This is a genomic window from Mesobacillus sp. MER 48, from assembly GCF_023714225.1.
In the GTDB taxonomy this organism is placed as follows: Bacteria; Bacillota; Bacilli; order Bacillales; family Cytobacillaceae; genus Mesobacillus; species Mesobacillus oceanisediminis_A.
In genome coordinates this window covers 897345-912113 of record NZ_JAMAUR010000002.1, presented here as the reverse complement: position 1 = coordinate 912113, position 14769 = coordinate 897345, and the positions used below count along the sequence as shown (strand labels likewise).

5 protein-coding genes are annotated in these 14769 nt (G+C 32.6%); all 5 read right to left on the bottom strand.

The window, feature by feature from the left end; translation table 11 throughout:
* Positions 1 to 262: 262 nt before the first annotated feature.
* Positions 263 to 2395 carry an RNA-directed DNA polymerase gene (locus M3593_RS10845; RefSeq protein WP_251541468.1) on the bottom strand — a complete coding sequence of 711 codons (2133 nt, stop codon included), beginning with the start codon at positions 2393 to 2395 and terminating at the stop codon, positions 263 to 265.
* Between the two features lie 495 nt (positions 2396 to 2890).
* Positions 2891 to 4921 carry a protease Lon-related BREX system protein BrxL gene (gene brxL, locus M3593_RS10840; RefSeq protein WP_251541469.1) on the bottom strand — a complete coding sequence of 677 codons (2031 nt, stop codon included), beginning with the start codon at positions 4919 to 4921 and terminating at the stop codon, positions 2891 to 2893.
* 21 nt (positions 4922 to 4942) lie between these two features.
* Positions 4943 to 7504, bottom strand: coding sequence for a BREX-1 system phosphatase PglZ type A (pglZ, locus tag M3593_RS10835; RefSeq protein ID WP_251541470.1), 2562 nt, complete (start codon positions 7502 to 7504; stop codon positions 4943 to 4945).
* A 70-nt stretch (positions 7505 to 7574) separates the two neighbouring features.
* Positions 7575 to 11126 carry a BREX-1 system adenine-specific DNA-methyltransferase PglX gene (pglX, locus tag M3593_RS10830; protein WP_251541479.1) on the bottom strand — a complete coding sequence of 1184 codons (3552 nt, stop codon included), beginning with the start codon at positions 11124 to 11126 and terminating at the stop codon, positions 7575 to 7577.
* A 54-nt stretch (positions 11127 to 11180) separates the two neighbouring features.
* Entirely contained in the window at positions 11181 to 14765 is a 3585-nt protein-coding gene (gene brxC / locus M3593_RS10825) for a BREX system P-loop protein BrxC (protein ID WP_251541482.1), read from the bottom strand.
* Positions 14766 to 14769: the final 4 nt, after the last annotated feature.

The window sequence follows — 14769 nt, the reverse complement described above, 5'->3', positions numbered from 1 at the left end:
AATACGATCGCGCACTATTTTTTTGTAATTCGGCATAAAATCCCCTCGACTAAATTCAACAATAAATAATAAAAAATCCCTATCCCTATCCCTAGTCTTTGGATACTGGTGGACAGGTTCGAAATAGGTCTTAAACCTTTGATACTGCAAGGTTCTGTATGATATATGTGTAAAATTTGTATAAATAAACAATAAATGAGATATACTGGTGCATTTTCCGTATGAAACGGTTTCCCATGATGTATCTAATAGAGAAAAAAACTTAATACTCTTCTTCTATTTCAAAATTCCTAATGTTAAAGGCTTTGTTTACATTTGTTGTTAAAAAATAATATAACCAGTTGTTGTCACTTCCTTGTGCCCTTACAATTTCAGGAACTTCTTTTGTTTCTTCGTCTTCCTCAATTTCTCCATCTGATCCTTCTTTTTCTTCTGTTTCTTCGTCCGTTCCTTCTGTTTCCCCTGTTTCTTCATCCGTTCCTTCTGTTTCTCCTGTTTCTTCATCCGTTCCTTCTGTTTCCCCTGTTTCTTCATCCGTTCCTTCTGTTTCCCCTGTTTCTTCGTCCGTTCCTTCTGTTTCCCCTGTTTCTTCATCCGTTCCTTCTGTTACTTCTGTTTCTCCTGTTTCTTCATCCCTTCGTTCTGCGTCTTCTGTTTCCACAACCGTTCCTTCTGCTGTTTTTATTTTATTAATTTCATTCAATAACTCATTATTTAATTCTTCTATTAAATTAGCTTCTATTGAAAAAGAGTAGTCTTCAATTACTTTTGACATAATATCCCGTGCTTCCATGGTCTTCATATTAGTTTGATAGTGTTTAAGGCATAAAGAAATGATTGAGTGCTTTACTTCCTCTAATACCTTAGAATGTGTCGGATTAACAAATGATACATTATTATTCAAAAGCTGTACAAAAAACTTATCATTTTTAATATGTTGATTATTTTTGTCTTTACCTAGCCAACCATGAATACAGCACTCATAGTAGAAGAGCCAATTGCTATCATACAGACTCTCTTCTGTAAGAAAACTTTCATAATATGAAAAATCTAATGCCCCTTTTAAAAGGTTCTTTGAATTTAAAACCATTACTAGTATATTTATTATCGCATTATCATTCTTTAACAATAGTTTACTTACATCTTCTTCTATAGAAATATCCAACTTTGCTGCAAAACTAAGAGCCCATGATACCTCAAAATCATTTTTTAACTCTACATTTTCTTTTATAAGAACATTTATAAAATCTTTTATTCTTTCATCATTTAATGGATAACCTCTATATTGATAGCCTTCAATAGTTTCAAACACTGTAGGTATTATTGATGAATCTACAAGGATAGATTGTAATAGTAACGATTCAAATATATCCCAATTCTCCCTATGTATCACAACTCCCCTCAATACTTTTACTGCATAGTTTAATATTCCCTTTTCATCTAATTGAATCTTATATCTAAAAGCTGTACTAAAGAATTCTTTTATATCTGTATGCTGCAGGTATATTGATTTTCTCTTATCCTTTTTATTTCTTCTAAATTCATACTTTTTAAAGTAGTACAACCACTCAGATTCCAAAACTTGCGGTATTTTAATTACTCTAGTCTTTGAATTATTTAGATCTAGCCCATAATTTTTTAAGATTTTATTCAAAATATTTTGGGCTCTTTCTGCTTCTTCTGATGAACCAAAATAATATTCCATATCATCTGTATATCTATAACCTACTAAACCATCGCCATATTCTCTTTTGAAATCAACGTCAATTGTTGTACCGACTATTTCCTGTATTATTAATGATGCAACTGGCCCAATAGGAATTCCTACAGTTTGTCCATCCTGCAAATTTCTTACAAATCTATCAATCACATTACCGTAGTATCCATCATCTCTTTGATTTGCTTTTGCAACCTCTTTTGTGTGTAGTGCCCACGGTATAGAATGAGTATAAATACTTGGGTAATACCTTGTAATATCAGCTTGTAAAATATATCTTTTTAAAACCAGATTATGTATCCTTCTATTAATCTTTTCAGACATTTTATATTTTGGTTCTATGTTATCCTTAGTAACTTGTGGAGTTGTTAAAGAAAACTGTGACTTAGAAAAATGCACCTCTAAATCTCCCCAATTATCTTCAATTAATCTTGCTAGCAATATATAATGTAGCGGGTGTGGAACTGATATAATCCTTCGGAAGTTTTCCGTCTTCGGTATTGAAAAATCTATTAGTTTACACCATTTGTTTAAACCTTCTTTTGATAGTCTTGATTTTGTTAAATCAAGTATATCTATATTCTCACTTAAAGATGTTGATTTAAATTCACCTGGTATTTGACTAGCAAAATATCCCGATGATATTATTTTTTTTGCAATTTCCTTTTTTTCTGACATTTAATCACTTCCAAATTAAAGTTCTCTTTCAATCCATTGGTATAAGACCTAATAATTCTTCCTTAATTTCTATCAAAAGCTTACGAAACTCATCACCTAAGTATCTTTTATTTTTAAAATACCTAATTGGCCCACAGTTCCTTTAGCCTGTAATAAGGTCTTTTTCTAATAAAGTAAACTCATTAACGAACCGTTCATCAAAACTAGTTTCTGATAAATCAAATTCTGCCAATGCAGGTATGTTATCTGCACCATTAAAAACTTAAGTATGTGCACCTTTTCATTATCTCGTTGATTACTTCATCTAAGTGATCTCCACATGGATCTAAGTTCACCAATGAATCGCACCATTTAAAAATCAACTAAAATAATTGTCTTTAAGGATTTGAAATTGCCTCGTAAGTTGTTTTGTTCGTTCGTATTTTATCAACTATATCCTAGACAACATATTGGTAGTGTACAAAAAGGAGCCATATAGCTCCTTAAATAAAGAAATTATTCAACTCCCAAAGCCTTAAACACTGCATCTTCTGGACTTTGGTAAAAACTTATCTGAAATTTCGCAAAGAGTTCTGGTGGAACCGTCCCAATATCAACAGCAGAAGCCATTGGTAATAGAACCTTTTTAGCCCCTGAATCAAAGCAAACTTGAAGAACATTTGCTAATTCTTCAACTTTATTAATTGTCCCGCTAATACTAATAGCTCCAAGAATAGCCAATTGACTTTGTACAGGCTTTTGCATAGCACCTGAACATAATGCTATAAAGGCTGCTAGTGACAATTCACTAGTTAATCCAATACCGTGAATATCTTGAATGTGCATCAAATAATCCTTCAAGGTAGTACTAATCGAGCCACTAATATTCTTACTATTTGCCTTAAAGTAGCGGAAAGCCGTATCAATACTTTCCTTCGCTTCTCGATCTGTTCCAAGGCCGGTTCTTTCAAATTTTCCACTTCCACTTACGACTTCAGTTTCAATTTTAAATGTTCCGATCATGCCTGATTTACCACGGGCAATAGTGTATATATGTCCCGGTTTACCTAAACCGTCAGGAATAATTTTGCCGCCACCCTGTTCTGGAACAGACACAAATTCTTCCATCATTGTTTCATTATTAATATAGGAGAAATTAACATCGTAAAATTCCATGCCACCAATTTTCTTTAACTGCTCCTTTACCCGCCGTCTTCCAATTAGGGCGTAACGAAGAATCTCCTCCACAGCTTCTACACTAAACTCTCCATTTGGATATAAAAGCTTAATTAAACCCGATACTGTCTTCCTTACTGCAATGACATCACGTTGGTTCAGATTGTTACCGAAACGAAAATATTTTTCTGCAGTATCCGAAAAAGATCGTTTCCGCATTTCACGGAAAAATTCTGCTAAATAATCAACAATAAAGCCGTATTCATTTGTTAGAAATTCTGGTCGCATCTTCGGGATTTCCCAACCTGGGAGATAAAAGTGCATCCGATCAAAAAATGCTGAGTCATATGCCATCGCTTCAGGAAATGGATCAAAGAGATGAGAAGTTTTTAGAAGCACATCCACACTTTGATTAATGTTTCCAACAAAAACCATTGATGCATTAGCATTTTTTTCTTCACGCCCCCTAGCAAAAGAACCAGAAGCCATATAATCTTTCATAATTTGTATTCCATCTTTATCCTTAAAAGTAATACCTGCTACTTCATCAAACGCTACACAGTCCCACATCCCTACTAATCCAATTTGACGGGATGACATATTGTAGAAAAGATTTGCAACTGTCGTTTGACCTCCAGAAACTAGAATGGAGTTCGGAGAAATCTCTTTATAAACATGGGATTTCCCTGTTCCCCTTGGCCCAAGTTCGCACATGTTATAGTTATTCTCTACAAGAGGTACAAGGCGTAAAAGCATATGCCATTTTACATTCTCTTGAAGTTGAGTAGGTTCCATTCCAATGGAGCGAATAAGGACGTCAATCCATTCTTCTTTAGTAAAATGTTTGCGTTGGTCAAATAGTTCTTGTAAATCCATAGTAGGCATTTGAATTGGAGTAATACTTTCTATGCTAAAAGGACTTACACCTTTTTGCTCCTCATCATAGAAGTATTCCATCTTCAAAATGCACCAAATACCACCTGCTAGTAACTTATCAAATTCTTTTACAAATCTAGATGAGATAGATACACCCTTCAAGCCTAAATTTGAAAATTCAGCTTCGTAAACATCTTTCTTCTCATTTAGTTTAACTGAAATTTTATCAATAACAGTATACCGGCCAAGCTCTTTTATTTTTGATTTAACCTTTTCAGCTTCATCTGGACGTACAAAATTGTCTGAAAGAATTTTCTTTACCATTTCAACGCCATCTTGAATACTATTTTCATCAGTAGTGGCACAATACATTCCTAACAAATATTCTAATACGTAGACTGGAACATTAGCTCCTTCTTTAATCTTTTTCGTTAGATCTTTACGCACTACTTTCCCGGCAAAGTATTCATTTAATTTATGGTTTAAATCCTCCATTTTTTCAACCCCGCATTTCTCCTAAAAACCGAAATCATTTGATATGGCGATATCAATTGTAAATGCTATTTTGTCATAAACATTCTCTACTGACTCTTCTTCATCCTCTATAATTAGATAATACTTTTTCACCTTGTCATAAGTCATGTTTTTAAACACAAATTTCTCTTTAAAAGTTCTTTCTTCTGGCTTTGATGATTTACTATCTGCAATGATAATATTTTCATTTGACAGACGATTTCCTTCTTCATCGGCAAAATAAATCTTAAGTCGAAGTGGCTTCTTTTTATCTTCAACTTTTACTGTTTGGAAAAAGTCTAAATATGTAATCATACTTGTGATTTTTCTTGAAATGCTTGTAAGTTTTACCTCAACTTTACTAACATCATTTTTTCCTGATTTCCCTCGGTCATTTTTGAACTTAATGACAGGAATCACGATTTCTTGCAGCATTTGCCCACCATGAACATAATTTGCTCCTGCTCCTTGAACTGAAAAGCGATTAGAACCTCGTGGGACGATTACATGTTTTTCATCACCATGTAAAAGGTAATTCATAGAAAATTTCATTGTGCCTTCAAGTTCTGCATTCGCATCCGAATTTAATAACAAAAATCGCCTTTTCTCAATTATTGCATTATCAATGTTTTTTATTACCTTATCACTTGCATGTAATGGGTTTCTATTATAGATAAAACCATGATCAGTAGTAATTACAATATTGGACGCACTAACACTATTTACTAGATGATTTACTAATGACCGGATCTCTACAAAAGCATCCTCCACAGCATCAAAAACTTCCCGTTCTGTTGCCGCATGATCTCCTCTAGCATCAATAGAATTATGATAAATATAAACAAGCCTTTTGCCAGATATGGTCTCACGAAGTTCTTGGCGGTTCATATCAATAATATTTCTATACTGAATAGCTATTGAATCATCTACATACTTCTGTAAGATATTATTTCGATTTTCTATACCAGATGCCCTAATACCATCTACTTCAACTTGACCATCTTGATATGTAATATGTTTATGGGGCAAAAGTACGGCCATTCCGAGATCCGTATAGGATGGTAACACACCCTGCATTGTTACGATTTCAGTCGAACCTTTTCTTTCATTATTTAAGAGCTCACTTAATTCTTTTGCTGCCTCAAATCGGAGAGCATCAGAAATTATAACAAAAACCCGTTCACCTTTGTTTATATAAGGTTGGATAGTTGTTTTATAAAAGTCATATTGTTGATCCATTCCGGTAATTGCCCAGTGATTCCTTAACTCGCCCTCAACTGAATTACACCATTTTATCGAAAGCTCATCTGCAAACCAATTCGTATACGCATTATCAACTTTTTCTTTAATTGATAATAATCGTTCCTTATTTTCAAGCTTATCGAACGCGACATAAAACTTACGATACGCTGTATCTATTTTATAGTAATTCTCGCTATATTCTTTAAACATTTCAAATGGACTTTCTTGACGAATAAAAAAGTCTAGATCATATGCCTTTTTCAGTAAATGAATGGCCTGAATTAATGATTCATACTCATATTTAAACTCAGGGTACCAGTGTAGTGTTCGTCGTTCAGAGATTAAATCAACATATGAATCATACTGATGAATATCATTTTTTAGCTGGGTAGAGATATAGTTGATGATTTTCTCATCAAAGATCTGAAATACATCAGTTTTTATGAAGTCTTTTATTTCCCATTCATCAATGTAGTCACTAACCTTAACCATATTTTCAATCTCTATTGCCAACTTGTTGTATTCCAACCGATCGGTCTTGTTATTCATAAACTGATTCATAAGGACAATACAATTTGTAGGGCTACTAGAAATATACTTTGTCCATGTATTAGGAAGCAAAAAATTCAAAGAGGCAGAAATATTTGTAAGGGTAAAGAAAATAAATAAGTCTTGAATGGAGCGCTCATTTAATGAATAGTAATAATGTTTCTCCATCAAATTCCAAAAACTATCCTCATCGCCAAACTTTTGAATGCTCTCCCACGCCTTTTTATCATCCTGATTCAGTTCTTTAAATAAGGTCTTAACTACTTCATCAAGATTGTTAATGTAACTCTTACAGAGAGTTGAAAGGACAGCTATATCTATCTTTTCCTCAGTATATTCTTGAATATCATATGATTGGAATGTAGCATAACGATCTTTATTATTGAAAAACTTCGTGTATTTCTTAAATACAGGACGAAGTGAATCGTTTGTTACACCTAAGTCCCTCATAATTACTGTAATTTTATCTGTTGCAAATTCGAAACTATATTTATATACACCAAGTAGCCAGTCTTCTCTTGGATTAGGTTTAGCCATATTTGCATAGATTAAGAAATGTGAATGAGGATCATTTTTTTCAAGTTCATATTTCGTAGCAAATAAATTATATTGTGTAAGTTTCCAGACCCTAATATTCTCGAGATTTAGGCCGTCAATATCTTCAATAAATTCCCCTTCTTCGTCATACCAAAATACAATATGACGTTTCTTTCCTTCTGTTAATTGCTTATTAAACGTATCTTGTAAAACCCTGTTTACTTCCTTGAGATTCATTTTTACACCAACCCTACATTTATGATAGCTTCAGCAATTGCTTACAGAAGCTATCACAGGTAAATATTATTTAAATCTTAGATAATAAGTTTGCTTTAAGTGGTTTTTTCCCTTCACCTTGTGGCACTTCGATATTTTGAAACTTTTCATAGTTTACCTTAACTCCATCATCTTGATTTATTTCAATCTTCTGATTAGCAACATGAGCAACAACTTGGTCATACTGTTGACATTCTAATAACTGTTTTTGAATCTTTTCTTTTAGTTTCTTTGCTTTTGTTTTTTCTTGCGTAGAAACATCCGCCTCTGAAATTAAATCTAATCTAGACATTTCTGCTTCGTACTTACGCTGTATAGTGTGTAAATAGTCAGTTCTCATTTTTGCAACAGTTCCTACATCATAACGGTGGAGGTAAATTAGTGCTTTAAACCCATCATTTTTCCCGCTGTCAAAGAGCCAATATATTGGACATTTTTGGTATGTTTGCAGATGGTCTTTATAAAACTCTTTTACAAAATAACGACGAATTCTTTGACGGGATGTCTCATTATTTTTTCGTGTTAAAGAATTAGCAATAAAATCAAGATTTTCTTCTATTTGACTCTGACCAAATGTAACTCGTACAAAATCAATAAAACGGCTTAGAACATCATCCTCGAAGTATTCATCATCAGTAATAGGAATGATATTATCTTGATCCGGTATATAAGTTACATAGTTTTCCTCATTGTAATCTCCACCAGCTAGAACTAACCCTTCATGATCAATCGAATAACGGCCAAACATACAGCCTACAGCATAAGATATAAATGATTTAATGTCTCTTTCTCTTTCGGCTTTAATAATTGTTATATCATTATCTGTAATTTCATAATTTAAAACTGACTCAAGTCCAAAAATTTTAATAAACGTTTTATTAAGCTCTTCTTCATTCTTTTTTACACATTCAAATTGTTTAATTGTGTGTGACTCCCATTTTTCATATGCTTTTTTCAAAGAATCGTTCTTATTAGCAAAATTTAAAATAGGATGCTTTTTAAAATCCCAAGATTTTTCGAAGGAATCCCAATCCCCTTTAGATATGTTAATATTTTCCTTCACTAATGTAACAATACGATCATTAATATTATCAGTTGAATAAGGTATCTTTGAAATATATCCAGATTCGAACCCAATACTTGGCGAGAGTAGATTTAAGATTTCGTATACAAGCTTAGTGTTTAAAAAACCTATTAATTTGTATGCGTCTTCATGATTATCAATAATAATTCCTTGACCACTATTACTATAAATAAATCCGTTTTCTAAAAATCTAAAAGCAGTGCTGGCTGAACTAACAACAGTCCAAGTTATTCCCATTTTAAAATAATGTTGTACATTTTGCGGTCGTGATCTTTGTTTTCCTTTTGAATCCACAAAGTTTTTTATTTCATAGCCGTCATTTTCCCAATTTACTACATATTCGTTATTTCCATACCATTTTCTGTATTCTCCACCCTTGGTATAAGGAAACCATTTTTTTTGAATTCTCTTTGATTCATCTACACTTGAAACTCCAAATCCTATTTTTTTATTACTAACTTCATACCAATACCTTAAAAAACGATTGTTATCCGCTGTAATCAATCCTTGAATTAATGTATGTTTATTTCCAAGTGGTTGATATTTTTTAAAAACTTCTATCATATTTGGTGATATCCAATAAGCTATTGGATGCCCGGGTATATTTTTATAACTAAGTTGGTTATTTACAAATTGATTAATCCCTGAAAAAAAATATTTTTCTTTTGTATTGACATCATCAACTGCACCTTGTCTAAGAAAAAGCTTTCGGTAGCAACCTTTAAAGTTTTCTATATATTTATTTCTAAAAACAAATGCAGTTGTTCCAAAATCGGATCCAAAAACTCCTCTTCCAAAATGTAACATGTTCTGAATTGTATAAGATTCAATTATTAAATCTCTATATTTTTCATAAGTTGACAAAAACATCCAGGAGGGAATGTTTATCATAGCCATAAAGCCATTTTCTTTACAGAAAAGCATACTCCTTTCCATCATTACAGTACTCATGTCACTTTTGGTTAGCTCATAATGATTATTTATATATTTTAATAATGTCGGATTTACTCCCTTACTCCCCATATAAGGTGGATTCGTAACCACAATATCGTATTTTTCACTTAAAATTGTAGCTTGTTTAATTAATTTTGGCATATGCTCCAATAACAAATCTTTAATATAAAATGCCATCAAATCATTAGGTTCAGTTTTTCCAATTTCCTCTAACCTCTTCTGAAATTCATTATAATTGATTGCATTTACTTTAATTATTGAACCAAATTCTTTCGCATCCCTAAAATCCTCAATCAAACCGAGAATGTCTTTTCTTTCTAGTGTATCACCAACAAAATAGCTTAAAGCTTCATCTGAAATAACATTACTTTCTTGAATTGAACAAACATTTACATCCAGTTTATTACGAAATATTCTTCGGTTATAACTTCTTGCCTTCATCAGTAATGCAAAATAAGCTAACTGAGCAGCACGATCATCAATATCTAACCCATAGAGGTTTTTTTCTAAGATCAATTGTGGGATTTCACGTTCTGAATACCCTGCATTTTGGTAAATTTTATATAGAACATCAAACGCATAAACAAGAATATGACCAGATCCCATACATGGGTCTAATATTTTTATTTCTTCAGGGGAGAACTCCTTGTTTTTTATCTTAATAATTTGTTCTTTAACCTTTAATTCTTGTTCTGCATCTTCTACAAAATATTTCAACTTTTTTTGCAATGCTTCATCAGGGTGTGTCTCTAACCAATATCTTCCTAAAGAGTTTTCAACCATATATTGAACAATCCATTTAGGTGTAAATAATTGAGTAGCAGCAGGAATATCCTCTTTCGAAATCTTTTTATTTTTCTTTAAGTCAGAAAAAACTTGGTCTTTCTTTTCAGATATATAATACTGATACAACCATCCAATTATTTCAACTTGTTCTTTCCAATCTAGCTCATCAATTGTTAATATTAAATCACGTACAACTGAACCTTCAGACAATAACTTATCAGGTAATAATAACTCTGTGTAATCTTCAATTTTTTCAAACATAATGGGCATAATTTCGCCTAATTTGTTACATTGCTTTACAAATATGTATTTAAATAATTCCTCTGAATTATTTTCGTCTTGCAAACGGTAAACAACGTCTAAATCAAGCTTTAGATCATCAGCAATGGTCAATACGTCTGACACTGCATCAGGTTCTACTTTGTTACTATCTATTGATGAAAGAACTCTTATTCCTGTTGGGAGGTATTCATTTACCTCCATAAACCGAATTGCAATGAAACGGTTAAACCATGTATAGGCTACTTCCTCAACTAATTGGTCAAATCCCTTATCCTGGATTTTTTGTATAAGCTTTTCTCGTTGTTTCATCTGATATTTCTTAAAAAATTTATCGTTTACCCGAAAACCATCTTTGTAAACTTCCGGTTCCTTAATACCTAATTTTGTAATTCCGAGTTCATAGGCTTTTTGTTCTATAGCTTCCAATAATTTAACCCGAGCTGTTACAGCAAAGTTTTTAATTGCTAATTTATTCATTCATAAACCTCCCTCATTCTAGGAAAGGGGGAATACAACATATCCCCCTATATCCTAAACAAGCTTAATGATAGTGTTTTCTTTTAATTCCCTTTTTAATTCCTTACGTAATTCATTCAATAAATTTTCAATATCATCATCATTTTCAATTGTTTTAGTACCACGAAGAACAGTCGATTTACTAATTGTTTTTGTTTCTTTATATCCTATTGGTGGTTCAACAATTGTTGTGCCTCCAGTACCAACAACTGGTCGAACTGGAGGTGTGTCGATTGGTTTATTGCGTCTCGCCATTTCGAAGTTTATTTCATCTATACAACGAACTTTCAATCGGTCACTCTCCGTTTGCATGGCAATCACTTCGTAGAAATTATTTACGTGTTCTAGACGGTTTTTTAAATCGACAAAACGATTTCGAAATGTTTGCCTAAACTTTTCTTTATTGCTGGCATTTTTAGACAATTCGTCCATAACAACTTTAAAGTCTTGTTCAATAATTTGACGGATTGGTTCACACTCTTTTTCTAACAAAAGAACAAAGAGATCATCGAAGTCTTTATATAAACCAGGCAATTTTTGTATATTATCGTAAGGTTTACTATTTTTGACGATTTTCTCAATTGAATCAATTATTTCACGAACATTTTTATCTGTAACATAAGACCGATTATTCTCAAAAATACCTAAGCGTTTAACAGCATTATCGTAAAGATCCTTTTGGTTTCCGAAAAAGTCCTTCACATCACCGACAGATTCTGCATAATCAAGTAAGTCGTCCTCAAACTCTTTTATTTTTTTATAAAAACTTCCTGTGTCTGTAATGGACAATAATTTCTCAATAGGTTCTTTTCCGTCCTTTAAGACATCCTGTCCTGGATATACCTTATTCCTGTAATTCATTAGTAACAATTCTATTTCATTCAGTTCTTTTTGCAATAGTTCCTTACAACGCCCCATTAGGCCATCTTCATCACTTGGAACAGCTGTAATCTCAAACATATCTTTAATAATATCTTTAGTAATTTTAATTAAATTCTGGGGAATTCTCTCTCTCTTTTTTATTACCACCTTATCAACATAATCACGTTTAGTTAAATAATTTAGAATGTCACGATCTGAAGTATTTAAGATTGACTGATTTAATTCTAACTTTATTTCCAGGCCCTTAAAAAGCTTGATGAGTATTGCTGTAGTATCGAGTTCATTCCATCCGTATGGCTGTTTAGAAAAGTAGGTGGTTAATCCTTTTATTGTAACTTGTTGTTTTCGAGAAGTTAGCCTGTCTATATAACTATTTACTTCTTGAAGAGCAAGTTTATTTAGTTCATCTTCCCCTGTTAAAGTTAATTGAGTTGTGCTTTCTTGTAGTAAATCATTTAGTTGTTTTGTCGTATCGACATACTCTTTAACATAATTTAGCTTACTAAATAGATTCTCAATCAAAGCTGTAAAGGCATCATTAATTCGCTCAATCGGATTTTTATCTTTAACCTCAAGTTGCTGTGAATTCACAAATACTTCTGCAACTCTTAAGGCTTCGGTTAAGTGTGTTGTGACTCGCTCTTTTCTTTCTGTCACTTCACGGGCTTTTCTGGTTTTAATATCCTCTATTGCTTGAGAAACAGATGAACCACTTTTCACCTTAAGATACGCTTGAATTTTTAAGATATTTTCCATTTCATCCAAATAGGAGGTATCAGCAGGTAATTTTAAAATGACATTATTCTCACGCATAGACATCATCTTTAACTCAGATTGGTTTAAGTCTGCTGCCGCTTCATAGTATGGTGTAATGATTTTTAATCCTATATCATGCGTCTGTATTCCGATGGGACGATCATCAATGATTGTGTTAAAACTAAAATGATGTCTTGTTGAGTAGCGATACTTTTTGTCAGAATAAATTCCACCAAATATTTCCTCACCTATTTTTTGGATTACCTCAGCAGTATCGACATGCATATTTTTAATTTCGCGGTTTACATCTTGTTCGTCATTGGTTAGGAAAATATATTCATCACCATTTTTTTGAATTAAGGTTTCTTTTGCTAATCGAATAAGCGATGCTTCCATTTCCTTTTTCAAATCCAACTTGTCAACATCAATATGATCGACCATTAGAGTTGATAAGTTTTCTAAATTGGACGGTAATTCTTTAACATATTTAATTAGAAATAGTAATTTTAAGATATCAACATCTTGTTCTTTAAGACGAGAATTTTTCTTAGCATGAATAATAACTGTTCGAATTGATGAATCAAGAAAAGCCTCGATTGTTTCGTAAAATGCAGAAAACGGAACCAATGATCCTTCTTCACGCTCAGCAAAACGGATAGCAGATTCCTGAAATGCACTTAAAAGAGAACGTTCCCCTTCTGACAAACTTTTCCCTGATGCCCCATGAATTCTTACACCTGTAAATACTCTTTGCAAAAGGTTAAATTGGTATGGTATAAACGGATAAACATTGACGAAATCCTCTTCAGAAGAGAATGTTTTCATTTCTGCTGTATCCTGTGAAAACACAAATAGGTTCTTTAGAATAGAACTCTTTTGCCGGTAAACTTCTTTTAACGTTGCTTTACCTTCTTCATTCTTTATAAGAATACGTTTTTTGATGACTTCATCTACATAAGCACTCGATAAACTGAGCTTGGTATCAAAACGGCCCTGGATTTTAGAAAAATCCTTTCCTTTTACACTTAATACGGAATCAATATCCTCTTGGCTTGTTACAACTATCCACGCCTTACCGCTACAATGAATTCCAAATTGATGAACAATAGTTTGTAAATTTAACATGGATTGCGAGTTATCTCCTATATACTGTCCTACTTCGTCCACTAGGAAAACAACATGATGATCTTTAGTGTTGGGTTGTTTTCTTTTATCTTCTATATACTCGCTAACTCTTTTCGCAAACTTTTCAATACTGATTGAGTACTCCTGTTCTGCTAATTCAAACCAATGCTTTGCAGCATCTTGACTCATTTTTGTAGTTTTACATAATGCTTCAATGATAGAGTCTTCTTCATAATAAAAATCTTCTCTCGAATCTTCCCATCGATTGCCGGAGATTTCTTTGAATGTTTCTTTAAATTGTTCATACAGCCCATCTTTAGCCATTTTTCGTTCAATATCAGCAATCCATGGAATAGAGCCACAAAAACCTTGCATTTCATTAAATACTTTATTTAAGACTTTAACAATTGAATCTTTGTCTGCCTTTGAATCCGATTCACTTTTTGCATCAATATCAAAAAGGATGACGTCTGTAGTGATGTCACCAGCCATTTTTAGATCCCCGAAAATCATAGGGTCCTGAATTTTTTTATCGAAAAAGCTAATGGCTTCTTTACCATTTACCATTTTATTTTCAATAAGATAGGAAAGAATTTTTAGAAAGTGTGATTTACCACTACCAAAGAATCCAGAAATCCACACACCTACTTTGTCTGTATATCCCCTTATTCCTTTTTTATAGGATTGAAAGAAATCACCTATATGTTTATGAAGTTCATTGGTTACGACATATTCTTCTAATTCCTGATAAATGTTCTTTTCATCATCTTGACCAACTTTTACTACACCCTTAATATCGCGGTGAATTGGCTTGTCAAACATTTTTTGTATTTGCACAATA